The organism is Brucella pituitosa (assembly GCF_003049685.1).
Taxonomy (GTDB): Bacteria; Pseudomonadota; Alphaproteobacteria; order Rhizobiales; family Rhizobiaceae; genus Brucella; species Brucella pituitosa.
The window spans coordinates 1,300,928-1,324,839 of the sequence record NZ_PYSY02000001.1; the positions used below are offsets into that span (position 1 = coordinate 1,300,928).

Sequence of the window (23,912 nt, forward strand, 5' to 3'; positions counted from 1 at the left end):
CGCTATTATCCGCGCGCGACTTCACGGCCATTGGTGATTGAAACCACGGAAGCACTTGTGATGCGTCCGCTTTCCTCATCGAACACCACGCAATTTCGACCGCGCTGCTTGGCCATATAAAGGCAACGATCAGCGCGGCTTAACACCTGCGAGTTGGTTTCGTTCTTTGGTGCAGACGCCACACCGATACTGATGGTCAGTGGATAAATCTGATATTCAGTCGCATGGAATGGCGTATTTTCTACTTCCGCGCGTATTCTTTGCGCAACCCGCATACCCGTTTCGCCTGTCGCGCCCGGAAGAAAAACGCAAAACTCCTCACCGCCGATACGGCCAACAAGATCACCTTTACGGGTAACATTCTGAAGTGCAAAGGCAATCAGCTTAAGCGCACGGTCGCCAACACTATGGCCGAACGTATCATTTATCGCTTTAAAATGATCGGCATCGATAACGAGAAGTGTCCCGCTTTCGATACGCGAGCGGCTGATTTTCATAGCATCGAACAGCGCTTCACGGTTGAGTAATCCGGTCATGTGGTCGACACGAGAGCGAGCTTGCAACTCGATATGGGCTTTTTCTAATTGCACATAGGCATCGCTGAGCTTGCTATGCTGCAAAAAGATATAAAGAAGGGAAGGGAAGGCCGTTATGGTCGGGATTACGACGCTCAGACTAAGAGCTATAATCCCGGGCATGCCGCCAGAGATGAATCCAATGGTCAGGCTGATCCCAACTGAAAACAGGACCACAGACAACGTTATCAACGTTGCCTTCCATAAAGCCGTCTTCATACCGAACTCCCCAACCCCGACAAAGATGTTTTAGATGCCTGTCTCTGAACCCTCTATGAACAGACCTGATCTTTGTGGGCCTTATAAGAGGAGTGCTTTGGCGAAGAAAGACGCGCCCCCGCACGAATGCAATTTTTTATATATGCGTGCTATTATTGACACAATCTAAAGTAGAATGCCGCGAATATATTACCTATAGATTAGCTGAACGACAACTATCTTTAAAAGAAATAACACTAATTGTAATTTTTAACATTTTACTAATTTACAATATTGGATCGTAGCAATGCTTAAACAACAGAAGGACGCCTTTGGAAGGCCCCTCAATGTTCAAAAACCCATATCGTCGGACAACCAGAGCATTTGAGCCAAAAGTGCGAAGCGATTTTGCGTGAGGTAAATGCGTAAAAACAATAGTTAGAGCGGTTCCAACGATTCAATCTTAACCGGAACCGCCCTAGGGGTCTGTAGGGAATTAGGTTTTGGGCGTGGCGTGAGACGGATTTTGTTTCTGAACAGGAGAAAAGGACGCCGTGGCGTGTATCTCCCCAAGGGCTGTTCGACGTATTCAGAGAGAAAATCCGCCACGTCCTAAAGGGATATGGTGAAAATCGCCCAGCTTCGCGTCGCAAAACCTCGATGAAGAACCAATCCATCTTCGGCTTTGCTCCTAAACCTGGCTATTTTCATCCATACCACGCTTCAAAACGAATTCCCCACAGACCCTAGAAGACTGCCAGATATTTCAGGAGCGATATAATACCGATGATGATGACGATCACCTGAGCGATCTGTTTCACTTTCCCATCGAGTGGCAGCATGTTGATGAGATATAGAACGAGAAAGATAACCAGAATTGTTATCAGAAGACTGATGAGGATGGACATAGGCTGTCGGACCCTTCCCGGAACGGCTTTTCTATAATCATTCGGTGGTGGTTCCTTCACAACACCGAATTGAACTCGGGAAATCATGGGAAACGAGGGATATTTATAGGCCTCGAAAATCCACGATCTCAACCATTTTCCGTTTGAAAATGATGTGCCGGTTAACGTTCCAACGAGAATAAGGTTCCAACACTTAGCAAAGCAAAACGGCGGCTTTCGCCGCCGTTTATAGTGTTTTCTGTCTCGAATTATCCGTTATTTCAACATCGAGCCCGTTTGTTGACGCCGGCTATGCCAGCTGAATACCTCTTCCAGAAGGTGAGGGGTGTGCCCACCCCGGCTGCAGGCACGCTCAAAATAATCGTTAAGCTGATCGCGATAATCCGGATGAGCGCAATTGTTGATAATCAGCTTTGCCCGTTCACGTGGCGCAAGGCCACGAAGATCTGCCAGACCTTGTTCGGTCACGAGAATATCCACATCGTGTTCGGTATGATCGACATGTGTCACCATCGGAACAATCGACGATATCGCACCATTTTTGGCTTCGGATTTACTGACGAAGATAGAAATATAAGCGTTGCGCGCAAAATCGCCTGAACCACCAATACCATTCATCATGTGCGTACCGCCCACATGGGTCGAATTGACATTCCCGTAAATATCGAACTCAAGAGCGGTGTTGATACCGATAATGCCAAGACGACGGATGACCTCGGGGTGATTGCTGATCTCTTGCGGGCGCAGGATCAGTTTATCGCGATAGCGATCGATGTTGTTGAAGACCCGCTCACCACAAGCAGGGCTCAATGTAATCGAAGAACCTGACGCGTAATCGAGTTTACCAGCATCGAACAGATCGAAGGTGCTGTCCTGCAGCACTTCACTATACATACGCAGATTATGGAACGGACTTTCGGCAAAGCCATTGAGAACCGCGTTCGCGATTGTGCCGATACCGGCCTGCAAGGGATTAAGCGTCAGATCGAGACGGCCCGCCTCCACTTCGTTCAAAAGAAACTGGATGAGGTGCGAAGCAATCGCAATTGTCTCACCATCTGCAGGCTCTACGGTTGAAGCGCTATCATTTTCCTGCGTGATGACGATGCCGGCAATCTTCTCCGGCGGAATAGGTATATATGGAAGGCCGACACGGCTGTCACAGGCTGTGACCGGAATTGGATCGCGGGAAGGGCGCTTCGTCGGTATATAGACGTCATGTAATCCCTCAAGAGCCAATGGCTGGTTCAGATTGACCTCAACAATCACTTTCTCGGCAAGAATCGCAAAACTGGCCGAATTACCGATGGATGTTGTGGGAATAATCCCGCCATTTTCGGTGATAGCAAGCGCCTCGACGACAGCGTAATCGATAGGGCCAATCTGGTTGGACCGCAGCTGTTCCACTGTCTCTGATAGGTGCTGATCGATAAACATGACTTCGCCGCGATTGATCGCGGCCCGCAATGTACGATCCACCTGAAATGGCATCCGGCGAGCCAACACGTGTGCTTCCGTCAACAGCTTGTCGACATCGTGGCCGAGGGAGGCGCCGGTAATCAGCGTAATCTGAAAGGGATCGCTTGCGGCACGTGCCGCCATTGCCAGTGGAACAGCCTTGGCATCGCCTGCGCGTGTAAATCCGCTCATGCCAACAATCATGCCATCTTTAATCAGGCTTGCGGCTTGCTCCGCAGTGATAATCTTGTCCCGCAGAGACGCGTTCCTGATACGTGCTTCCAACATGTACTCTAACCTTCCTTGCAGACCGGCTTTAGAGCCGGAAACAACGCTCTCCAGTACGCGCAACTATTGTGGGCATGGAGCCGGAGTCAGCGCATGCAGGTAATAGCGCATGCTGACTGCGATTACACGCATGCTTTGGTCTTAGATCGGTTCCAGTTAAAGCGGAGCCGCTGAAACCGCTCTAAGTGTTTATTTCATCGCTTACCCTACGCAAAACTGCTTCGCACTTTTGCTGGAAATGCTCTAGATCAGCATTCTGGAATTACATTGGGAAGCGGTTTGAAGGAATGATTTGGATCAAACGAGGTGAGTGAAAAAATGCTTTCTATGCTTTGGCAGAAACATGGTCCAAACTATTCACAACGCAATGATTTCAAGATAAATCTAACGCCGTTGGCACCGTCCTTCTCATAAAAACACTGAAGTGCATTTCTTTCAGCAGCACCGTCTGACTGGAGATTGTATCTTCGCAAGCAGAGGTTACGCGATGGACGATATCGCTAATCAGAGTGTCGGTTTCGGACGAATTGCAGCTATGATTCCTGTCAAAGACATGGATGTGGCCTGTCAATTTTATTGCGGCGCATTAGGCTTTAAAAAAGTCTTCGAAAATGGAAATCCGGTGGGTTTCATGATCCTGAAACGCGAAGAAGGTGAACTGCACCTCTCCCTGCAAAGGAACCACAAAGCCGCTAATTTCAACATTGCTCACATGCTGGTGAAAGACGTCGATGCTATGCATGCCATTTGTAAACGGTATGGCATGAGGATCATAAAAGGTCTGCAAGACAAGGACTATGGCTTGCGGGCATTCGTTTTTGAAGACCCTGATGGAAATCGTATCGATGTAGGACAAAAAACTAGTTCAAGTCGCACGGATGAAAACGCGTAATCTCTTGTAATAGTTACAACAAATGAGAGACAGGGCAGGGCTTTCAGATAGCCCTGCCTGCAGTCTGTTTACCGACAACGCGCCGTATAAATTCTGCCGCGACGGTCTCTATATTCACATTTACCATTGCGTAAGTTGCGAACAAGCAAACCACCAATAGCACCAGCACCAGCACCAATCAGTGCCCCGCGTCCACCACCGGCTATTCCTCCAATAGCGGCACCGGCAACGGTTCCAATGCTGACATCCTTTTCGGTCGTCGTGCATCCGGTAATGATGAGCATGGCGACCAGTACCGCTGAAATTTTACCCATTGAACCTTTCCTCTCCTCGAAACGATTAAACGCCTAACTATAAGCTAAAGCTTTGAATTTTGTGCGCTTTCACACATGCGATATAAATCGATTTCGTGTCAAAATGCGAATACTTTCTTGGAGGACTTCTATACTCCGCATAGATCCAGGTTCAAATTTCGCTCGGATACATTTCCAGAGTTTTTTCTTTAGTTACAGGCTCCTTGCATTGGGTAACTCATTGTTATCATATGCAAATCGCACTTTAAAATAGAGCGCACCCATCCATCAACGATGATCACATAAGATAGATTATGGAACAATAAGATCAGGATCCGTATGCGAACTCACGATGAATGTTAGCGTCGCTGAGCGATATATAAATGCCCTGGGACCGGCGATCCTTGCTCGCTTCGAACTGTGATGTCGGTGCAGCGTATGCAATCCATTCCGTGTGCTGATAGCAGCGAGCGCACATAGGACTGCGCGTGCGCGAAACGCTGGAAATCGCCAACCATGAAATCGCGGCCAGCGAAGCGATCGTCGGGCTGTGTTTCACTGGAAAAGCCAAAGTGGCCCCCAGCCTGCAGATGTTCGGCAACGCCCGAGAAAAAGCGATCCAGCTCACCCATATAAGGCAGCACGTCAGTTGCGACGATCAGGTCCCAATTGTCTTCCTCAGTAGTCTCCAGAAAACGGACTGCCTCGCCAACAAAAAGCGCGTCGTAATCGCCTTTTTCATAGGCCACTTCAATCATGTTTTCAGATATGTCGACGCCTGTCTTGTGGTCGGCCATATCGTCCAGCGCATCGGCAGAAAGTCCCGTACCACAACCGAGATCCAGCATGCGCTTGGCCTGAAACTCTTCATTGAGTTCCAGTAGCATTTCACGCAATTGCAGCGGCACATCGTAACCAAGCTGATCGACAAGAATCGTGTCGAACATCTCGGCATGCTGATCAAAAAGCGTAGCAACATAAGCGTCAGGTGCTTTTGGCGGTACGATGCCACGTCCCATGCTTGCCAGACGCACAGCGGCGCCACCGTGGTCTTCGGGATCAATTTCGAGAACTGCTTTATAGGCCTCGGCAGCAGCATCCAGATCGCCGGCCTTTTCCAGAGCAAGCGCATGATTATAAGCCTCAGCCAGCGCCTCTTGATCAAGAGAATCCGTGTTATTGGATTTACCGTTGTGCTTGGACATCTGCGTTGCCTTTTGTTGAGCCATCAGCGAACTGAAAAGGCCTATAGAGAGCTAATATATGGGTTAGGGCTGTCTTTTCCATAGAAAGAAAAGGCGAGGCGAAACCACTCGCCTGCCCTCCTACCCTCATATGAAGATGACAGCAAGAACCAGTTCTATTCGGCCGCTGCGGGAGCTGTGTTTGAAGCAGGCTTATGGTCAGCAAGCTTTCGCGCAATGACTGCACAAGCCATCAGCTGGATCTGGTGAAACAGCATGAGCGGCAGCACCACACTGCCCACATTCGCGCCTGCGAAGATCGCGCTGGCCATCGGCGCACCGCTGGCAAGGCTCTTCTTGGAACCACAGAACATGATGGTAATGCGGTCGGCGTGATTGAAGCCCAGCGCCTTGCTGCCATACCAGGTCGCCAGCATGACAATCACCAGAAGCAGAATATTCACGCCGATCATTACGCCGAGATCATTCCAGGAAACCGTATGCCACAGACCTTCGACAATCGCTTCACTGAACGCCAGATAGACAACCATCAAGATCGAGCCACGATCGACAAACCCGAGCGATTTGTTATGACGACGCATGAAATTGCCAATCCATGGCTGCAATATCTGCCCCAGGACAAATGGTGCAAGCAATTGCAGCAGAATGGATTCGAGAGCATCGACAGAAATCCCGCCGCCGCCCTTAACCGCAAACAGCAACCCGACAAGCAGTGGTGTCAGGAACATGCCAAAGATGTTCGATGCCGATGCAGAAACGATAGCCGCAGAGACATTGCCGCCAGCCATTGAGGTGAAGGCGATTGAGGATTGTACGGTGGAAGGCAAAACGCAGAGATAAAGAATGCCGAGATAGAACGGCGATTGCGCAAGACCGGGAATAGTCCAGCCCGCGGCCAGTCCTAAAATCGGAAACAGAACAAATGTTGCGCTGATGACTGCCAGATGCAGTCGCCAGTGGGTTACACCTGCAACAACTGCCTCACGTGACAGACGCGCACCGTGCAAGAAGAACAGAAGCCCAACCGCTATTTTGGTCGCAATCCCGAACCATTCAGCAAAATCACCCTGCACGGGAAGAAATGACGCGAGCAGAATGGTCGCAATCAACATGCAGGTGAATTTATCGGGCAGAAAACGCATTTCTCGTCAGTCCTTCAGCATGGCATTCCTGAATGCTCTCCTGAAACTCCAAGGCTTCTCGGAGAGCATTCTGAGCATGTTTGATCCCTAATTTGTAATAGGCCGATCAGAAATCGACACAATACTAAAGGATAGAGCCAGTCGCTAATTGGATCACTTTTCCGGCAAAAGTCGTCGATAAAGGGCTTTTCAGCCCTCAATCCACTTCATATCCATTTGGATTTTTCGACTGCCAGTTCCACATGTCCTTACACATCTCGCGAAGATCCTTCTCAGCGGTCCAGCCAAGAAAATCACGCGCAAAAGCTGGATCAGCGTAGCATTCGGCCACATCGCCCGGACGGCGTGGAGCAAGCTCATATTTGATTTCACGATTTGAAACGTGTTCGAAGGCTTTTACCACGTCGAGAACGCTGTAACCCTGCCCTGTCCCCAGATTGACAGAAAAGCACTTCGGTTCATCAAGTTTTTTGAGTGCTTTAAGGTGTCCCGCTGCGAGATCAACAACGTGAATGTAATCGCGCACGCCTGTACCATCCGGCGTGTTGTAATCATTGCCCCAGATGTTGAGCTTCTCACGGCGACCGGTTGCCACCTGCGCAATGATTGGCATCAGGTTGTTTGGAATCCCCTTGGGATCTTCACCGATAAGACCGCTTTCATGCGCACCAACCGGGTTGAAATAGCGCAGGATCGCGATCTTCCAGCTATTGTCGCTGTTATAAAGATCGCGCAGCATATCCTCGATAACAAGCTTCGTGCGTCCGTATGGATTGGTCGCAGAAAGCGGCTGATCTTCGGTAATCGGTAATTTTTCCGGGTCGCCATAAACAGTCGCGGACGAGCTGAAAACAAGCGTCTTCACGCCTGTAGCTTCCATTGCCTGTAACAAACGCAACGTACCGAGCACGTTGCAATCATAATAATGCAATGGCTTTTCACTCGACTCACCGACCGCCTTCAAACCGGCAAAATGAATGACAGCCGTGCATTTATGGCGCGTGATAATCTGTTCCAGCAGGGTGCGATCGCGAATGTCACCCGGCTCGCGAATGGGTGCGCGACCAGTGATCTTTTCCACGCGATGGAGAGCTTCCGGATTGCTATTATCGAAATTATCGACCACCACCACTTCATGACCGGCCTCAATCAGCTGTACGCATGTATGCGAACCGATATATCCAGCGCCACCAGTTACAAGAATCGTCATGCTTTAAATACCTGCTTGTTGAACATACTGCCCCAATGTGCGATCCCGAGAGCGTTTGTTGGCTGACTATGCAAAAACCGTAGCAGACTGCAACCCAACCCTTCCGATTCTTGCAAATTGCCCCAAGAATGCGACATCAATTTTACTGGAGCGAAGATGGAACCCTCCCGCAATATCGACCGTCTTCTCGAAATCATGGTTGCCCTTCGCGACCCTGAAACGGGCTGCCCCTGGGACGTAGAACAGACTTCCAAGTCAATCGCTCCTTATACGCTTGAGGAAGTCTATGAGGTCCTAGATGCCATTGAGCGCGACGATGCCGATGATTTCCGTGAAGAGCTTGGCGATTTGTTGCTCCAGGTGGTGTTTCATTCCCGCATGGCTGAAGAACAAGGCAAGTTTGGCTTCGGCGATGTTGTCGAAGCCATCACGCACAAGATGATCCGCCGCCATCCGCATGTCTTTGGCGACGCCGAAGCAAGAAGCGCTGGCATGGCCAAGGGATCGTGGAACCGTATCAAGGCAGAAGAAAAGGCCGAGCGCGCGGAACGTCGCGCCAAACTTGGCTTGGAAGCTATTGATAAAACACGTTATCTTGACGATATACCACACGCCTTCCCTGCCCTCTTGCGCGCCTTGAAGCTCCAGCAGAAGGCAGCGAAAGTTGGGTTCGACTGGTCGGAAGCGGCACCAATATTAGACAAGATCGCGGAAGAAACAGCCGAATTGAAAGAAGCAATGGCGGCACAGGACAAAGCCAATATTGCGGAAGAATATGGCGATCTGCTCTTTGCTATGGTCAACCTTGGCCGGCATCTGGAAATTGACGCAGAAACAGCGCTCATTGCAGCCAATGACAAGTTCAAGCGCCGCTTTGATTTCATAGAAAAGTCGCTGAAGGAATCGGGCAGCAGCCTTGAGGCAGCACGGCTTGATGACATGGAAGCAATCTGGGTTGAGGCGAAGAAAAAGGGGCTGTAACCAGCCCCAAAATTCAAACTTTGTCTTCCCACTTTGGTCGGAACATCTGATAAACGTCCTCGGTGGTCGCATAATCCATATAGCCAAGTCGGGTCACCGGCTTGGCTTTTCTTATGTCAAACAGCCCATCTGTCAGAACGCTTTCGTCTATATGAACGCCGACAACCTCGCCGATGACCATATAATTGTCGGTCGGCCTGCCCTCTTTGTCCTGTAAGCGCCGGATCTCCACCGCCACACATTCCAGCGCAGCATAGGCTTCCTTCACGTATGGCGCAGCGATGAGCTTACTGTGGGCAACTGTCAGGCCAGCATACTCAAATTCGCTGGTGCCGCGCGGAGCGTTAATCGATGAAGCATTCATCTTCTCTTTCAGGTGATCACTGACCAGACTGGCCGTGAATTCGCCCGTCTCGTCAATAAACGAAACGCTGTCTTTGAAGCCGCTTGATGAAAACATCACCATCGGTGGCGTGTCGCATATTGCGTTGAAGAATGAATATGGAGCGAGGTTGACCGCACCATTTTTTGACCGAGCCCCAATCCAGCCAATCGGACGAGGTGCGACAATCGCTTTGAATGGATTGTGAGGCAGTCCGTGACCATCTTCTGGCTTATAAAACATCTTGTTTTCCGTAGTTTATCAGAGAAAACTAATCTAGTTTATTCAGTCCATGGCCCGTTATAATCGGAAACGATCTTGTCCATTTCGGCTCTCGGACGCTCGGGCATTTTGTTTTCTGCTGTCCCGATATGTACGAAACCAGCAACACGCTCTTCAGGTGCCAGACCAAGGAACGCACGCGCTGGCGCATCGTCTGAATACCAGTTGGTGATCCAGTTGGTCGCGTAACCGAGCGCGTTCGCTGCAATACAAAGGTTCATAGCTACTGCACCCGCCGACAGAAACTGCTCCCATTCCGGAATGCGTTCGTGGCCAACCGGTGACGAAACAATGCCAATGACCAATGGAGCACGTGCAAAACGCGCCTTCTCCTGATCTTTACGGCTATCGTTCAAAGGCCCTTCCCGCTCCTCGGCCCGCTTGGCGAGATACTCACCAACCTTGTGACGAACATCACCGCGATAAAGAATGAAGCGCCACGGAGTGAGGCGTCCATGATCTGGTACACGCGCCGCCACTTTCAGCAATTCGTCCAGTTCGGCCCCCTGCGGTGCCGGTTCTGAAATGGCGGAAATAGGCGTAGAGCTGCGCTGGGCCAGAAAATCAAATACCGGATGCTTCACGGAAATCCCTCATCGCTATAATCTGCATATATGACTCCACTTAGAGCATAATCCGACCAGAGTGAAACGAAGATCGATAAGATTATGCTTCAAATAAAAAGCTTTAGACGCCAATCTGATAAAATCGGATCGGCCAAGCGCCAAATGGAGGCAGCATCTTCTCGCGCGACACTATCTGGGTGTAAAGCCTATAATCTCTGACGCTGTATAACTCGCATGGATAAATTTGCCATGACAACGGTCGATTTGGCCTTGAATTCGCCACCCGCTTGGGTTCAAAACATCTTATGTCAGATATACTGGGTCTGTTTCGAGCAAGCAGTGCAAAATCATCGCGCAGCAAGTCATTTGTGGCGACGCTTTCGTTTGTCCTGATGGCTTCCTCTGCGTTCGCACAGGGCCCCGGTGGACCAGGCGGACCGGGTGGTCCCGGCGGTGGCATGGGTGGCGGAATGGGTGATGGCTTTGGCGGTGGTCGGCAAGGCGGTTCTGATGGCGGATTCAAACTACCGGGTTTCCAACTAGAACCACCTGCACCGGCCCCTGCTATACCGGCTCCCTCGGGTAGCAACGGAGCAGTACAGACAAACAGCACGATTGGTCTTCCGAACTTTCCGGAACCAAAGCTCAATTTGCCAACACTCAGCCCTTATGCAAACCCGACAAGCCCCGAGAATAATCCTCTGGTCAAAACGAGTGAGCTGGACCTGAAAGCACGTCTCAATGAGGATGGCCCGGATATTTCGACCGGCCTTGTATGGCGCGTCTTTGCACCAGAGGTTGGACCGGATGGACAGTTGGCACTCATCGCCTCGTCAAAAGGCGGCAGTACAGTGTTCAATCTGCCAGAAGGCAGTTATTTGGTGCACGCTGCATATGGCCGCGCAGGCGCAACCAAACGCATTACGCTTACGAATGCCAGTCGTCATGAGGTGATGACTCTCGATGCAGGCGGCATGAAGCTTAGCGCTGTCCTGCCCGATGAAGGTAAGATCAAAAGCGATCTCGTTCGCTTCTCCATTTATGCCGACGAAGATAACAACGACCGTTCGCTCATCGTCCCGGATGTTAAGCCAGATGCAATCATCCGATTGAATAGCGGCACTTATCACGTGGTTTCCAACTACGGCACTGCGAATGCAGTCATCCGTGCAGATATCCGTGTGGAGGCAGGCAAGCTGACTGAAGCAACCGTTCAGCATCGCGCTGCCGAGGTTGTGTTGAAGCTGGTGCGTGAAAAAGGTGGTGAGGCCCTCGCCGACACGTCCTGGTCAATTCTGAATGCTTCTGGCGACGTCGTACGAGAAAGCGCTGGAGCGTACTCGTCGATGGTTCTGATTGAAGGCGATTATGTTGCCGTCGCCAAGAACAAAGACCGCATCTATCAGCGCGATTTCAAAGTGACCTCTGGTGCAAATGGCGAAGTGGAAGTGGTCGCAAACCGCGAATCCGAAGCGCCTGATGACGGCCTGGCTGCGCAAGATTGATTGAGCTTAATTTCCAAATAAAAAAGGCCCGCTTTCGCGGGCCTTTTTCTATTATGCATTGCGCAGACGCAGCAGGTCCGGTGGTGTTGCTTCTTCCGTCAGACGGGCAATCGCCTCATCCAGCGTCATCGATTCCTGATCGCGTGAACCAAGACGACGCATATTGACCGTCTTTTCTTCCGCTTCACGCATGCCGCAAACGAGAATGACCGGAACCTTCTGAACAGAATGTTCACGGACCTTGTAATTGATCTTCTCATTACGAACGTCGGTCACGACCTGCAGGCCTGCAGCCTTGAGCTTGGCTGCAACTTCGGCTGCATAACCATCAGCTTCCGACGTGATTGTTGCAACAACAACCTGAATAGGCGCGAACCAGAGAGGCATATGACCGGCGAAGTTTTCGATCAGAATGCCGAGGAAACGTTCCATCGATCCGCAGATCGCGCGATGGATCATGACCGGCTGGGTCTTTTCCGAATTGCTGTCGATGTAGAATGCACCGAAACGTTCCGGCAAGTTGAAGTCGACCTGTGTCGTTCCACACTGCCATTCACGACCGATCGCATCCTTCAGCGTATATTCGAACTTCGGACCGTAGAACGCACCTTCGCCCGGCAGAATGCCGGTCTTGATGTCTTCCGACTGTTCCTTGATCTGCTCAAGAACCGTCATCATCACGCTTTCAGCGCGATCCCACAATTCATCCGAACCCACGCGTTTTTCAGGGCGGGTCGAAAGCTTGATCGTGATCTCTTTGAAGCCGAAGTCCTTATAGACTGACAGAATGAGATCATTGATACGAAGGCACTCCGAAGCCATCTGTTCTTCAGTGCAGAACACGTGCGCGTCATCTTGTGTGAAGCCGCGAACACGCATCAGACCATGCAGCGCACCCGATGGCTCATAGCGATGCACATTGCCAAATTCCGCAAGCTTTATAGGCAGATCGCGGTAAGACTTAAGACCATGCTTAAATATCTGAACGTGACCCGGGCAGTTCATCGGCTTCAAAGCAAACACGCGGTCATCGTCGGTATCATCACCGGCAACAGTGACCTTGAACATGTTGTCGCGATACCAACCCCAGTGACCGGAAGTCTCCCAAAGAGACTTGTCCAGCACCTGTGGCGCATTGACCTCCTGATAGCCATGGCTGTCGAGACGACGACGCATATAAGCTACCAGCGTCTGGAACATACGCCAGCCTTTGGCGTGCCAGAACACAACGCCCGGACCTTCTTCCTGGAAATGGAACAGATCCATTTCGCGACCAAGGCGGCGGTGATCACGCTTTTCAGCTTCTTCAAGCATATGGAGGTAGGCCTGAAGATCGTTATCATTGGCGAAGGCAGTGCCATAGATACGTGTCAGCATCGGATTGTTGGCATCACCGCGCCAGTAAGCACCTGCAACCTTCATCAGCTTGAAGGAATTGCCGATCTGGCCGGTGGACGCCATATGCGGCCCACGGCAGAGATCGAACCATTCACCCTGATTGTAGATTTTCAGATCCTGACCTTCAGGGATCGCATCGACGAGCTCCACCTTGTAGCTTTCGCCCTTATCGGCAAAAACCTGCTTGGCCTTCTCGCGCGACCAAACCTGCTTGGTGAACGGCTTGTTGCGCTGAATGATTTCGCGCATCTTCTTTTCGATCACCGGCAGGTCATCTGGCGTGAACGGTTCATTACGCGCGAAGTCGTAATAGAAGCCATTCTCGATGACTGGGCCGATCGTTACCTGCGTTCCCGGGAAAAGCTCCTGCACGGCTTCAGCCAAAACGTGCGCCGTGTCGTGACGGATCAGTTCCAGCGAGCGCGGATCTTCGCGGGTCAGAATTTCGATGGCACCGGAAGCACCCAGCGGATCGGAAAGATCACGCACGGTGCCATCCACGGCATAAGCCACGGCTTTCTTTGCAAGTGATTTGGAGATTGATTCTGCAAGTTCGGCACCGGTTGTGGCGGCATCATATTCGCGCACCGAGCCATCGGGAAATTGCATGGAAACATTCGACATCATATTTTCCTTATCCAGTCCCGCCAACGATTGCGGGTGGTTTTGCATGAAACGATCCTGCTTAAGTTCGCAGAACCGCCTATATGTTGCTTTTGCAACTTTGAATGAAGACTGGCTATTAGTCTTTTTTGGCCAGTCCGTAAAGCAAAAGCGCCGTGGCAAACTGCATCACGGCGCCTGTCAGAGTTCTGGAAACCACTGCATAATTCCTTAAATCAGAATCGATTTACGGTAAAATTATGCAGCATGTTTAAACTGTTAGAGCGGCCTTTGTGCGCCCCCTTGGACGCACGACGCTCTAAATGAACTCAGTTGCGGATTGCGAGACAGGGAACGCCCTGCTGCTTGAGCTTCGTGCATGTCTTTTCAGCAGCTTCCGAATCTTTGAAGCCTGTGAAACGAACACGATAAACCTTGCGGCCACGCGGAGCGGTCGAAATCTCAGCCTTCGTACCCGGAACCAGACGGCTCACGACAGGCAAATACTTGGCCTGCAATTCATCCGCACCTTTGCGTGAAGGAGATACACCAACCTGAACGCGCCAGGCAGACATTGCAGATTTTACCAGAAAGCCACCGTCGCCCTGCTCGATCTTGGAATCATCGATCATATCGGCAACAGCATCAACCTTCGGCTTCTGAGGCTTAAGCGGCGAGATAACCGGCAATGGCGTCTGAACTGCAGCGACAACTTCTTCCGTTGCCGTTCCAGTGCCTTCAGTGCCAAAGCGGGTCAGCAGCTTCGCCATGCGATCGTCACGCTCACGCGATGAGCCGGCACCAAGCACAACGCCCACGAGATGCTTGTCATTGATGATGGCGGACGAGACAAGATTATAGCCCGAAACATCGGTATAGCCGGTCTTGATCCCATCAACACCCTGATAGCGATACATCAGGTTGTTATGGCCATTGAACGGACGGCCTTTATAGGTAAACGAACGCTGGGAAAACAGCGCATATTCCTGCGGGAAATCACGACGCAGCGACATACCGAGCACGGCCATGTCGCGTGCGGTCGTCAGCTGGGTCATCTTCGCAGTCAAGCCCGATGGATTGGCAAAATAAGTGCTTTTCATGCCAAGGTTTCGAGCTCTCTGCGTCATGAGACGACCAAAGCTTGCTTCTGAACCACCCAGATATTCGCCAACAACGGTGGCAGCATCATTCGCAGAAACAATGACCATGCCGTTGACTGCATCGCGGACGGAAATCGTTTCGCCCGCCTTCAGATACAGCTTCATTCTAACTTTTGCAGCTGCATTCCTGGAGATGGGCATTTCTTCATCCCAATGCAGCTTACCGGTCTTGAGAGCTTCAAACGTTAGATAAAGCGTCATCATCTTGGCCAATGACGCAGGAGCGTGTTGTTCAGTTGCATCGTCCTGTCCCAGAACAACGCCAGTATCGGCATCAAAAACCACCCACGAAACATTCGCCATGGCGCTGGTTGCGCAGAAGATACTGGCACCAAGCGCAACACCGGCAATCAGCTGGGAGGTGCGGGACAACGATTTATGCATATTGGCTCACAAGAAAAGAAAACACGATGCAAATGAAGCCGAATTGCGGCGCGATAAAGACGCCGGGCCGACCTGATTTCCTTTTCCCGATAAAACAGTTTTATCATTAACGAATTCTAATCAGCGGACAATAAATTAACAGATTTGTATCAATCTTTAAAAAACAAATAGTTAGCCTGTGGGTGACGACACCCGCCAGTACCGCCAAGGCAAATACCAGCGATAATAGCCTGATAATTCCCTGGGCACGGGATCGAAACCGTGAGTCCCCATGGGGCCACAGCGCATGATCCGGAAAAGCCCCATCCAGCTACCGTTCCACAATCCGTAACGGGCTACAGATTCGTAGGTATATTCTGAACAGGTTGGCATATGGCGGCAGGAATTGCCGATAAATGAGGAAAGGGTGAGCTGATAAAGCCTTATCAAGCTCGTGCCGAGTACCCTGCCCGGCGTTTTCCGCCACGGATCAGTGAAATTGCGGGTATGGCGCTTCTTGACTGTTGTTGCTTCACCCGGATGATCTTTCCCGCAACTGCACATATCAGGCGGCCTGCACCTTTTCTTCGATCTGGCGAATACAGTCGACGACTGCGTCAAAAGTCAAAAGCGTCGATGCATGGCGTGCTCTGTATTCACGCACCGGTTCGAAATATTTCAGATCCTCAAAGCGACCTTCTGGTGCAGGGCCATTTTCTTTGAGCATCTTATACATCGCATCACGTGCAGCCCTCAGCTCTTCTGAAGAGCAACCGATCACATTTCGCGCCATAACCGATGACGACGCCTGCCCCAATGCGCAAGCCTTTACCTCATGTGCGAAATCCGTAACTACTCCATCAGCCATCTTCAGATAAACAGTGACAGTCGACCCGCACAATTTTGAGTGAACAGTTGCGACCGCATCAGGGTTAGCAATCCGCCCTATCCGTTCGATATTCCCTGCAAATTCAAGGATACGTTTGTTGTAAACATCGTCGATCATTTGGACAAACCTTCCGTCTTACCGGATAAAAACGTAAATTTATCGCCCGGGTACGGTTTGAAGTTGCATTTTCCTGTCTATATAATAGGCAAGTCGTGACTGCGCCATGGACAGATTATCACATGGTTATGAGCAGCCGCACGATTATCCGTCCGGCAGCTAGGTGTTGCCGGATCAATACATCGCACGCTCGTAAAGCGCATCGTTGTATTGTCCGTTTAACTCGTCTCCTCCTTGAAGGAGACTACTGGAGAATACTGATGGACGCTCGCATCCTTAAAATCGATGACGAATCCAATTTGACCGCAGATTTGCCGAAGCCAACGCAGGCCGAAGCAGAAGCTGCTGTGCGCACACTTCTTCGCTGGGCGGGGGACAATCCCGACCGTGAAGGTCTGCTGGACACGCCACAGCGCGTTGCCAAATCCTATAGTGAGCTTTTCGGCGGTTATGCCGAAAGTCCTGAGGATGTTCTTGGCACCACTTTTGAGGAAGTCTCCGGCTATGATGATATGGTGCTTGTGAAGGACATCTCCTTCTTCTCGCATTGTGAGCATCATATGGTGCCGATCATCGGCAAGGCACATGTTGCCTATTTGCCGGATGGCAAAGTGCTCGGTCTGTCGAAGATTGCTCGCGTCGTCGATATTTTTGCCCGTCGCCTGCAAACACAGGAAAGCATCACCGCTCAGATCGCTGAAAGCATTCAGCGTATTCTGAAGCCTCGCGGTGTCGCGGTCATGATTGATGCAGAACATATGTGCATGGCGATGCGCGGCATTCGCAAACAGGGCTCAAGTACAATCACGACGACCTTTACCGGCACTTTTAAGGAAGAAGTGAACGAACAGGTTCGTTTCATGAGCCTTATTCGCAAGTAAGACATATAATCAGGCGCAACAATGAGCATTTTTCCTGCCCAGTCCTCCGATAAGAAGGCGATTGAAGAAGGCGCGGTTTTCATGCCGCGCTTCGATTCATCTGGTCTTATCACTGCTGTCGTAACAGACGCGCGTGATGGTGAGTTGCTGATGGTCGCCCATATGAACGAGGAAGCGTTGCGCCTGACGCTTGAAACCGGGATCGCGCATTATTGGTCGCGCTCCCGCAATAGGCTTTGGAAAAAGGGCGAAACCTCTGGCAATCTGCAAAGCGTGATCGAATTGCGTACCGATTGCGATCAGGATGCGCTTTGGCTGAAAGTCAGCGTTGCTGGTGATGGTCCCACTTGCCACACAGGTCGCCGCTCGTGTTTTTACCGACAGGTTCAATCTGTTGATGGTCAGATCAGCCTGTCGCTGAATGGCTCCTGCGACCACAATCACTAATTTTTCTCACGATCTGTGAACTCCCTCAAATCGATGTGATGGCGCGATTTTCTCTCGCGCCTTCAATTTGCAGCATTTATTGTTTCGATACAGTGTTTTGATACACTCCCTCGAAACAAGAGGTGCTTGGTCGATATGCTCGCATGGGGTCAAAGGCGCAAGGCAGCCAATACGCAACCCTTGAAGCCGGAAGAAGAAATCATCGATCTGCCGCAGGTGCGGCATGAACCACGTCGCATTGCGCTCGCCTTGGGCGGCGGAGCTGCACGCGGCTGGGCCCATATCGGCGTTCTACGCGCACTCGATGAAGCGGGCATCGAAATTGAAATGATTGCCGGCACCTCAATCGGCGCTCTTGTCGGCGGCTGCTATCTGGCGGGTAAGCTCGACCAGCTCGAAGAATTTGCACGCAGCCTGACACGGCGGCGTATGTTCAATCTTCTCGACATCACATTTCGCGGCAGCGGCCTGTTCGGCGGCATGAAGCTCGACGGGCGTATGCGTGAGCATCTCGACGGCTTGCGCCTTGAGGATCTGGATCGCCCATTCGTCGCGGTTTGCACCGAATTGCGCACGGGCCATGAAATCTGGCTCTCCACTGGTCCGCTGGTTGAAGCCATGCGGGCATCCTATGCTCTGCCGGGTGTCTTCGAGCCGGTGCGATGGCAGGAGCGCGTTCTGGTCGATGGTGCGCTGGTCAATCCGGTTCCTGTCTCGGTATGCCGTGCCTATGAACAACGCCTCGTTCTGGCGGTAAACCTGCATTACGACCAGTTCGGTCGTGCGGCAGTCATCAAACACGCACAGTCGCGTCAGGAAGGTTTTGCTGAAACGATTCATGGTGAGAAGGAAAGCCGCCTCGGCATCACCGGTGTCATGATGGAGGCCTTCAACATCATTCAGGACCGCATTTCGCGTGCCCGTATGGCTGGCGATCCGCCGGATGTTTCCCTGATGCCAACTGTCGGACAAATCGGCCTGGCCGACTTCCACCGCGCCTCCGAGGCTATCGACATTGGCTATGCGGAAACGGTAAAGCGGCTGGAAGACATCAAAAGACTTCAGGGCATAAGCGGTTGATAGACGCGGCAGATTCGTCATGATCTATGGCAAATTCGCATAGATCAGCGCTGACACCCCAAAAATGGCTTCCATCCTGACACGAAAAAGCTAGGAAAATTGAAGCTTTAAGTGCTTTAAATTGCAGTATTACGACTTTTACCCACTCTTTTTTGGAAAAGATTGGCAGAAGCACAAGAACAGGCTTGTGCCTGTCGGATCGATTTGCTAGATGCCTCCTCGCTGACATTGTTCAGCTCTACCACGTGCGGTCGTGGCGGAATTGGTAGACGCGCAGCGTTGAGGTCGCTGTGGGGCAACCCGTGGAAGTTCGAGTCTTCTCGACCGCACCATTCTCTCCCAAGAGTTATGATTCCTATTAAGATACAGTTCTGCGATCTGGCTTAACACCAGATGAAGCGGAGATTTTTTGCTTTTTAAAATCAGATATTTAAGCCTGGCATAAAATAATTCCACTCAATTGTGTTGAACTGCAAGAATGGCCTTGTGTAGTCGAAACCGATTTGCTAAATGCCCTCTCGCTGACAGTGTTCAGCTTCTACCACACAGTGCGGTCGTGGCGGAATTGGTAGACGCGCAGCGTTGAGGTCGCTGTGGGGCAACCCGTGGAAGTTCGAGTCTTCTCGACCGCACCATTCTCTTTCAGAGACAATTTGGTCGCGCCTTTTCGGCAGCAGCGGATTATCTTGATAAGCCCGAAGAAAAACCCCGCCAAAAGCGGGGTTTTTGCATTTTGGAAGATAAGCTATACGTCGTTGCTATGCTCGCCCAGCTTCGGCGAACGTCTGTCGAGTTTCAGTTCGGCATCCGAGAATCGGATTGGCGTGCGCAGACCCGGCACGCCATTGGGGTCGATTCTCATATTGCGCGCGATAAATTGAGGATCGGCAAACACATCTTCAACTGTGTTGATCGGTCCGGCGGGTACGCCTGTTTTGGCAAGCGCTGCCAGAAGATCATCTCGCAACCATTGCTTCGTGCGCTCTTCAAGCATTGCCGTGAGTGCGTCTCGATTGGCGACGCGCGACGAATTGGTAAGGAAGCGAGAATCACCTGCGATTTCACCGATTCCCAGCAAAGCCGTCAGCTTTGCAAACTGCCCGTCATTGCCGCAGGCGATAATGAAATAACCGTCCGATACAGGCAGCGTCTGATAAGGCGCGATATTGGGATGCGCATTGCCCATCCGCTTAGGAGAAACACCCGACGCCAGATAATTCATCGCCTGATTGGCAAGAACCGCCGACATGCAATCAAACAACGCCATATCGATATGCTGCCCCTTGCCCGTGCGCTCCCGCATGATGAGAGCCGACTGAATAGCGATGACGCTGTAAAGCCCGGTGAAAATGTCAGCGAAAGCCACACCAATCTTCTGCGGTTGCCCGTCCGGCTCGCCGGTCAGGTCCATGATGCCACCCATACCCTGGATCATGAAATCATAACCCGCACGTTCTGCATAAGGCCCGGTGTGGCCGAACCCCGTGATAGAGCAATAGATCAGCCGTGGATTGATCGCTTTCAGGCTTTCATAGTCGAGACCATATTTATCAAGACCGCCGAGCTTGAAATTCTCAATCACCACATCCGCATCGGCAACGAGCTTGCGCACAAGTGCCCGCCCCTCATCAGTGCGAAAATCGGCAATGATCGATTGCTTGCCACGATTGCAGGCGTGGAAATAAGCTGCCGACTTTTCGCCTTCAACCTCGATAAATGGCGGACCCCATGTGCGGGTATCGTCACCTTCAGGGCTTTCGACCTTGATAACATCAGCGCCAAGGTCGGACAGCGTCTGCCCGACCCATGGGCCCGCCAGAATGCGGGCCAGTTCAATGACTTTCAGACCCGCAAGCGGTGTATTTTGCATTTCTCAAAACCTCTCCGAACGATCGAATTGCGATCAGAAAAAGGCCTGAATGCCGGTCTGCGCACGTCCGAGGATCAGCGCATGAACATCATGCGTACCCTCATAGGTATTGACTGTCTCGAGGTTCTGCGAGTGGCGCATGACATGATATTCGATCTGAATACCGTTGCCGCCGTGCATGTCACGAGCCTGACGTGCAATATCGAGTGCCTTACCGCAATTGTTACGCTTGACGATAGAAATCATTTCGGGCGCCATCTTGCCTTCGTCAAACAGACGACCAACGCGCAGAGAAGCTTGCAAGCCAAGCGTAATTTCGGTCTGCATATCAGCAAGCTTCTTCTGATAAAGCTGCGTGCCAGCCAGAGGCTTATCGAACTGCTTGCGATCCAGACCATACTGACGTGCGCGGAACCAGCAATCCTCTGCCGCACCCAGCACACCCCATGAAATGCCATAGCGCGCACGGTTGAGACAACCGAACGGCCCCTTGAGGCCCGATACATTTGGCAACAATGCGTCTTCCGATACTTCCACGCCATCCATAACGATTTCGCCGGTGATCGAAGCACGCAACGAAAGCTTTCCGCCAATCTTGGGTGCAGAAAGCCCCTTCATGCCCTTTTCGAGCACAAAGCCACGGATCGCATTGTCATGCGCTGTCGACTTGGCCCAGACTACGAAAACGTCAGCAATCGGTGAATTGGAAATCCACATTTTGGAACCGCTGATGCGATAGCCGCCGTCGATCTTGTCAGCACGGGTTTTCATACCTGCGGGATCGGAACCGGCATCCGGTTCGGTGAGACCGAAGCAACCAATCAACTCGCCGGAAACCAGACCGGGCAGATATTTCTTGCGCTGCTCGTCTGAGCCGTAAGCATAAATCGGATACATCACGAGCGAAGACTGAACGCTCATCATAGAGCGGTAGCCAGAATCGATACGCTCGACTTCGCGCGCCACCAGACCATAAGAAACATAACCGGCATTCGCCGCGCCATATTCTTCAGGCAGCGTTACGCCGAGAAGACCAGCCTGCCCCATCAGGCGAAACAGATCAGGATCAGTCGTTTCGTCAAGATAGGCTTTTTCAATGCGTGGCAGCAAAACATCGCTCGCGAAAGCCTGCGCCGAGTCGCGGATCATCCGTTCGTCTTCGGTCAATTGCTCATCAAGCAGAAACGGATCTTCCCAGTTAAATACGGCACGCGACATGAACAATCTCCTCAAATTCAGGTGCCCGAATATGACGTGACACGCCTAGTTATGCAATTTACGTTTACTCATCGATCTATTCCATTTAGTAATAGATCATGACATCGCTATCGAGACGCTTGCTTCCTTCGACAAGCGCGCTTGCTGCCTTTGATGCAGTGGCGCGGCATGAGAGTTTTTCGAGCGCAGCAGAAGAACTCTCTCTGACGCAAGGTGCGATCAGCCGTCAAATCGCAACACTGGAAGAACAGCTTGGTGCCGCTCTGTTTGATCGTACCAGCCGCCACGTTTTGCTGACCGATGCCGGGCGTGCCTATCTGAATGCTATCGCCCCTGCCCTTGCCTCCATACGCGCGGCATCGTTGCAGGTCATGTCACACATGAGAGGCACAACGCTCAATCTCGCATTTCTTCCGACCTTTGGCACCCGCTGGCTGATCCCGAGAATCCCGCGTTTTGTCGCACAATATCCTGATATTATTCTGAATTTTGCCACGCGCATTGGCCAGTTCGACTTTGAACGCGAGAGCCTTGATGCGGCAATCCATATTGGCCAACCGGACTGGTCCAATGCAGACTGCACATTTCTGATGGAGGAAACGGTTGCGCCTGTGTGCAGCCCGGCTTTTCTGAAACAGCACGCGATCACCGAGCCGGCGGACCTGTTGCGCCTGCCACTTTTCAACATGGCGTCACGACCCGGTGCATGGAACCACTGGTTCAAAAGCCTCGATATTGCGGCGCCGGTAGCAGCCGGAATGCGCTTCGAGCAGTTCTCAAATGTTTCGCAGGCTTGTATCGCAGGTCTTGGGATTGCACTGATGCCGCTGTTTCTGATCAGCGCCGAAATTGAAAGCGGGCAGCTTGTCGTGGCCTATCAGCACACCGTCAAAAGCCCGAGCAGCTATTACTTTGTAACACCGCAGGCGTGTGCAAACACGCCTGCGGTCAAAGCCTTTCGCGACTGGCTTCTGACGGAAGTCAATCGCGAATTTGATCCTCACGCCATCGAGTTGCTGACGATCTCATAGGAACGAAGACGCTTCTGATGGTCATAAATCATGCCCGTCACCATCAATTCATCAGCGCCGGTGCGTTCGGCAAACTCGCGAATGCCCTTGTCGACGGTTTCGGGGCCACCCACGACACGGCATGACAGCATCTGGCGAACCAGTGCCTGCGCGGACGGATCAAGCTGCTCCTGATAACCCACAACAGGCGCAGGCAACTTGCCCGGACGACCACTGCGCAAGTTCACAAATGCCTGCAATTGTGACGTAAACAGATGATGTGCTTCTTCATCCGTATCGGCTGCAATGACGTTGAGTCCCAGCATCACATAAGGCTTTTGCAGATATTCGGACGGCTCAAAACGTTCGCGATAAAGGTCTACGGCGCGTTCCATGTCAGCTGGCGCAAAATGTGAAGCGAAGCCATAAGGCAGACCCAGCATCGCAGCCAGTTGCGCGCCAAACAGGCTTGAGCCGAGAATCCAGACCGGAACATTCAGCCCTGCGCCAGGTACGGCTTGCACACGCTGCGCCGGATCGGCCGGCTTGAAATAATTGAGAAGTTCCACAACATCGCGCGGAAAATCATTGGCGCTGCTTTCCAGATTGCGGCGAAGCGCGTGCGCTGTCAGCTGATCGGTACCCGGCGCACGACCAAGGCCCAGATCGATACGACCCGGAAACAACGATGCCAGCGTGCCAAACTGTTCGGCGATCACCAGCGGTGAATGGTTGGGCAGCATGATTCCACCTGCCCCAACGCGAATTGTGGACGTGCCCGCCGCCACATGGCCGATAACTACCGAAGTTGCAGCACTGGCAATACCCGGCATGTTGTGATGCTCGGCCAGCCAATAGCGCGTAAAGCCCAGTTTTTCGGCCTGCTGGGCCAGTTCGAGCGTATTGCGCAGAGACTGTCCTGCATCGCTGCCTTCAGGGACGGGTGAAAGATCGAGTACGGATAAAGGTATCATGCTTGCTCATATGGTGT

23 protein-coding genes and 2 tRNA genes are annotated in these 23,912 nt (G+C 51.8%); 9 read left to right on the top strand and 16 right to left on the bottom strand.

Annotated features, from left to right (window positions below; translation table 11 throughout):
• Nucleotides 1-5 precede the first annotated feature (5 nt).
• The 3 genes from C9380_RS06395 to scpC all read right to left on the bottom strand — a co-directional run bounded on the left by C9380_RS06395 (nucleotide 6) and on the right by scpC (nucleotide 3,427).
• Nucleotides 6-794, bottom strand: a complete 789-nt coding sequence (locus tag C9380_RS06395; protein WP_128093241.1) for a GGDEF domain-containing protein — start codon at nucleotides 792-794, stop codon at nucleotides 6-8.
• Between the two features lie 725 nt (nucleotides 795-1,519).
• A complete protein-coding gene (locus C9380_RS06400; RefSeq protein WP_094539610.1) occupies nucleotides 1,520-1,681 on the bottom strand; it encodes a Thivi_2564 family membrane protein in 162 nt (53 codons plus the stop codon).
• Nucleotides 1,682-1,936: 255 nt separating this feature from the next.
• Nucleotides 1,937-3,427, bottom strand: a complete 1,491-nt coding sequence (gene scpC, locus C9380_RS06405; protein WP_128093242.1) for a succinyl-CoA:acetate CoA-transferase ScpC — start codon at nucleotides 3,425-3,427, stop codon at nucleotides 1,937-1,939.
• Nucleotides 3,428-3,914: 487 nt separating this feature from the next.
• On the opposite strand from scpC, the gene C9380_RS06410 reads away from it, so the two are divergent.
• A complete protein-coding gene (locus C9380_RS06410) occupies nucleotides 3,915-4,319 on the top strand; it encodes a glyoxalase superfamily protein (protein WP_024898885.1) in 405 nt (134 codons plus the stop codon).
• 68 nt (nucleotides 4,320-4,387) lie between these two features.
• Here the strand turns inward: C9380_RS06410 and C9380_RS06415 are convergent, their stop codons facing one another.
• The 4 genes from C9380_RS06415 to galE form a co-directional block, all read right to left on the bottom strand.
• A complete protein-coding gene (locus tag C9380_RS06415; RefSeq protein ID WP_024898884.1) occupies nucleotides 4,388-4,633 on the bottom strand; it encodes a YMGG-like glycine zipper-containing protein in 246 nt (81 codons plus the stop codon).
• Between the two features lie 338 nt (nucleotides 4,634-4,971).
• Nucleotides 4,972-5,817: a class I SAM-dependent methyltransferase gene (locus C9380_RS06420; RefSeq protein ID WP_100558967.1), complete on the bottom strand. Its 846-nt coding sequence runs from the start codon at nucleotides 5,815-5,817 to the stop codon at nucleotides 4,972-4,974.
• A gap of 155 nt (nucleotides 5,818-5,972) precedes the next feature.
• Nucleotides 5,973-6,959 carry a bile acid:sodium symporter family protein gene (locus C9380_RS06425; RefSeq protein ID WP_100558965.1) on the bottom strand — a complete coding sequence of 329 codons (987 nt, stop codon included), beginning with the start codon at nucleotides 6,957-6,959 and terminating at the stop codon, nucleotides 5,973-5,975.
• A gap of 196 nt (nucleotides 6,960-7,155) precedes the next feature.
• The gene (gene galE / locus C9380_RS06430; RefSeq protein WP_105705927.1) at nucleotides 7,156-8,169 is read right to left on the bottom strand and encodes a UDP-glucose 4-epimerase GalE; all 1,014 of its coding nucleotides are present in this window, start codon (nucleotides 8,167-8,169) and stop codon (nucleotides 7,156-7,158) included.
• Nucleotides 8,170-8,325: 156 nt separating this feature from the next.
• Between galE and mazG the strand changes: the two genes are divergently transcribed.
• Nucleotides 8,326-9,150 (top strand): nucleoside triphosphate pyrophosphohydrolase, encoded by an 825-nt coding sequence (mazG, locus tag C9380_RS06435; RefSeq protein WP_100558961.1) that lies wholly within the window; start codon nucleotides 8,326-8,328, stop codon nucleotides 9,148-9,150.
• 13 nt (nucleotides 9,151-9,163) lie between these two features.
• On the opposite strand, the gene C9380_RS06440 is transcribed toward mazG, so the two are convergent.
• Nucleotides 9,164-9,775 (bottom strand): flavin reductase family protein, encoded by a 612-nt coding sequence (locus C9380_RS06440; RefSeq protein WP_128093243.1) that lies wholly within the window; start codon nucleotides 9,773-9,775, stop codon nucleotides 9,164-9,166.
• A gap of 38 nt (nucleotides 9,776-9,813) precedes the next feature.
• On the bottom strand, nucleotides 9,814-10,398 hold the full coding sequence (locus C9380_RS06445; RefSeq protein ID WP_128093244.1) for a nitroreductase family protein: 585 nt from the start codon (nucleotides 10,396-10,398) through the stop codon (nucleotides 9,814-9,816).
• Between the two features lie 350 nt (nucleotides 10,399-10,748).
• Between C9380_RS06445 and C9380_RS06450 the strand changes: the two genes are divergently transcribed.
• Complete coding sequence (locus tag C9380_RS06450) at nucleotides 10,749-11,885, top strand: RgsD C-terminal domain-containing protein (RefSeq protein WP_494337289.1); 1,137 nt, start codon at nucleotides 10,749-10,751, stop codon at nucleotides 11,883-11,885.
• Between the two features lie 51 nt (nucleotides 11,886-11,936).
• On the opposite strand, the gene thrS is transcribed toward C9380_RS06450, so the two are convergent.
• From thrS to C9380_RS06470, 4 genes are all read right to left on the bottom strand, one after another.
• Nucleotides 11,937-13,910, bottom strand: a complete 1,974-nt coding sequence (thrS, locus tag C9380_RS06455; protein WP_100560161.1) for a threonine--tRNA ligase — start codon at nucleotides 13,908-13,910, stop codon at nucleotides 11,937-11,939.
• A 305-nt stretch (nucleotides 13,911-14,215) separates the two neighbouring features.
• Entirely contained in the window at nucleotides 14,216-15,430 is a 1,215-nt protein-coding gene (locus C9380_RS06460) for a D-alanyl-D-alanine carboxypeptidase (protein WP_128093245.1), read from the bottom strand.
• Nucleotides 15,431-15,601: 171 nt separating this feature from the next.
• Nucleotides 15,602-15,973 (bottom strand): membrane protein insertion efficiency factor YidD, encoded by a 372-nt coding sequence (yidD, locus tag C9380_RS06465; protein ID WP_084486780.1) that lies wholly within the window; start codon nucleotides 15,971-15,973, stop codon nucleotides 15,602-15,604.
• 1 nt (nucleotide 15,974) lies between these two features.
• Nucleotides 15,975-16,415: an iron-sulfur cluster assembly scaffold protein gene (locus C9380_RS06470; RefSeq protein ID WP_111788139.1), complete on the bottom strand. Its 441-nt coding sequence runs from the start codon at nucleotides 16,413-16,415 to the stop codon at nucleotides 15,975-15,977.
• A gap of 260 nt (nucleotides 16,416-16,675) precedes the next feature.
• Here C9380_RS06470 and folE point away from each other — a divergent pair, with 260 nt between their 5' ends.
• The 5 genes from folE (at nucleotide 16,676) to C9380_RS06495 (ending at nucleotide 19,458) form a co-directional block, all read left to right on the top strand.
• On the top strand, nucleotides 16,676-17,296 hold the full coding sequence (gene folE, locus C9380_RS06475; protein WP_111788138.1) for a GTP cyclohydrolase I FolE: 621 nt from the start codon (nucleotides 16,676-16,678) through the stop codon (nucleotides 17,294-17,296).
• 21 nt (nucleotides 17,297-17,317) lie between these two features.
• Nucleotides 17,318-17,743: a phosphoribosyl-AMP cyclohydrolase gene (gene hisI, locus C9380_RS06480; protein ID WP_111788137.1), complete on the top strand. Its 426-nt coding sequence runs from the start codon at nucleotides 17,318-17,320 to the stop codon at nucleotides 17,741-17,743.
• 135 nt (nucleotides 17,744-17,878) lie between these two features.
• Nucleotides 17,879-18,823, top strand: a complete 945-nt coding sequence (locus C9380_RS06485; RefSeq protein WP_024897164.1) for a patatin-like phospholipase family protein — start codon at nucleotides 17,879-17,881, stop codon at nucleotides 18,821-18,823.
• A gap of 247 nt (nucleotides 18,824-19,070) precedes the next feature.
• Nucleotides 19,071-19,155: transfer RNA gene (locus tag C9380_RS06490), tRNA-Leu, on the top strand.
• Between the two features lie 218 nt (nucleotides 19,156-19,373).
• Nucleotides 19,374-19,458 (top strand) — tRNA-Leu (locus C9380_RS06495).
• Between the two features lie 110 nt (nucleotides 19,459-19,568).
• Here the strand turns inward: C9380_RS06495 and C9380_RS06500 are convergent.
• Nucleotides 19,569-20,693 carry a CaiB/BaiF CoA transferase family protein gene (locus tag C9380_RS06500; protein WP_128093246.1) on the bottom strand — a complete coding sequence of 375 codons (1,125 nt, stop codon included), beginning with the start codon at nucleotides 20,691-20,693 and terminating at the stop codon, nucleotides 19,569-19,571.
• 33 nt (nucleotides 20,694-20,726) lie between these two features.
• A complete protein-coding gene (locus C9380_RS06505) occupies nucleotides 20,727-21,911 on the bottom strand; it encodes an acyl-CoA dehydrogenase (protein WP_024897162.1) in 1,185 nt (394 codons plus the stop codon).
• A 98-nt stretch (nucleotides 21,912-22,009) separates the two neighbouring features.
• Here C9380_RS06505 and C9380_RS06510 point away from each other — a divergent pair, with 98 nt between their 5' ends.
• On the top strand, nucleotides 22,010-22,942 hold the full coding sequence (locus C9380_RS06510) for a LysR family transcriptional regulator (protein ID WP_128093247.1): 933 nt from the start codon (nucleotides 22,010-22,012) through the stop codon (nucleotides 22,940-22,942).
• Here C9380_RS06510 and C9380_RS06515 read toward each other — a convergent pair.
• Nucleotides 22,912-23,895: an LLM class flavin-dependent oxidoreductase gene (locus C9380_RS06515; protein ID WP_024897160.1), complete on the bottom strand. Its 984-nt coding sequence runs from the start codon at nucleotides 23,893-23,895 to the stop codon at nucleotides 22,912-22,914. The genes C9380_RS06510 and C9380_RS06515 overlap by 31 nt on opposite strands.
• Between the last annotated feature and the right edge of the window lie 17 nt (nucleotides 23,896-23,912).

What these genes read in the sequence shown, in the direction of transcription:
- C9380_RS06395 (WP_128093241.1), bottom strand. Translation starts at nt 794, where the DNA reads ATGAAGACGGCTTTATGGAAGGCAACGTTGATAACGTTGTCTGTGGTC.
- C9380_RS06400 (WP_094539610.1), bottom strand. Translation starts at nt 1,681, where the DNA reads ATGTCCATCCTCATCAGTCTTCTGATAACAATTCTGGTTATCTTTCTC.
- scpC (WP_128093242.1), bottom strand. Translation starts at nt 3,427, where the DNA reads ATGTTGGAAGCACGTATCAGGAACGCGTCTCTGCGGGACAAGATTATC.
- C9380_RS06410 (WP_024898885.1), top strand. Translation starts at nt 3,915, where the DNA reads ATGGACGATATCGCTAATCAGAGTGTCGGTTTCGGACGAATTGCAGCT.
- C9380_RS06415 (WP_024898884.1), bottom strand. Translation starts at nt 4,633, where the DNA reads ATGGGTAAAATTTCAGCGGTACTGGTCGCCATGCTCATCATTACCGGA.
- C9380_RS06420 (WP_100558967.1), bottom strand. Translation starts at nt 5,817, where the DNA reads ATGTCCAAGCACAACGGTAAATCCAATAACACGGATTCTCTTGATCAA.
- C9380_RS06425 (WP_100558965.1), bottom strand. Translation starts at nt 6,959, where the DNA reads ATGCGTTTTCTGCCCGATAAATTCACCTGCATGTTGATTGCGACCATT.
- galE (WP_105705927.1), bottom strand. Translation starts at nt 8,169, where the DNA reads ATGACGATTCTTGTAACTGGTGGCGCTGGATATATCGGTTCGCATACA.
- mazG (WP_100558961.1), top strand. Translation starts at nt 8,326, where the DNA reads ATGGAACCCTCCCGCAATATCGACCGTCTTCTCGAAATCATGGTTGCC.
- C9380_RS06440 (WP_128093243.1), bottom strand. Translation starts at nt 9,775, where the DNA reads ATGTTTTATAAGCCAGAAGATGGTCACGGACTGCCTCACAATCCATTC.
- thrS (WP_100560161.1), bottom strand. Translation starts at nt 13,910, where the DNA reads ATGATGTCGAATGTTTCCATGCAATTTCCCGATGGCTCGGTGCGCGAA.
- C9380_RS06460 (WP_128093245.1), bottom strand. Translation starts at nt 15,430, where the DNA reads ATGCATAAATCGTTGTCCCGCACCTCCCAGCTGATTGCCGGTGTTGCG.
- yidD (WP_084486780.1), bottom strand. Translation starts at nt 15,973, where the DNA reads ATGTGCAGTTGCGGGAAAGATCATCCGGGTGAAGCAACAACAGTCAAG.
- C9380_RS06470 (WP_111788139.1), bottom strand. Translation starts at nt 16,415, where the DNA reads ATGATCGACGATGTTTACAACAAACGTATCCTTGAATTTGCAGGGAAT.
- folE (WP_111788138.1), top strand. Translation starts at nt 16,676, where the DNA reads ATGGACGCTCGCATCCTTAAAATCGATGACGAATCCAATTTGACCGCA.
- hisI (WP_111788137.1), top strand. Translation starts at nt 17,318, where the DNA reads ATGAGCATTTTTCCTGCCCAGTCCTCCGATAAGAAGGCGATTGAAGAA.
- C9380_RS06485 (WP_024897164.1), top strand. Translation starts at nt 17,879, where the DNA reads ATGCTCGCATGGGGTCAAAGGCGCAAGGCAGCCAATACGCAACCCTTG.
- C9380_RS06500 (WP_128093246.1), bottom strand. Translation starts at nt 20,693, where the DNA reads ATGCAAAATACACCGCTTGCGGGTCTGAAAGTCATTGAACTGGCCCGC.
- C9380_RS06505 (WP_024897162.1), bottom strand. Translation starts at nt 21,911, where the DNA reads ATGTCGCGTGCCGTATTTAACTGGGAAGATCCGTTTCTGCTTGATGAG.
- C9380_RS06510 (WP_128093247.1), top strand. Translation starts at nt 22,010, where the DNA reads ATGACATCGCTATCGAGACGCTTGCTTCCTTCGACAAGCGCGCTTGCT.
- C9380_RS06515 (WP_024897160.1), bottom strand. Translation starts at nt 23,895, where the DNA reads ATGATACCTTTATCCGTACTCGATCTTTCACCCGTCCCTGAAGGCAGC.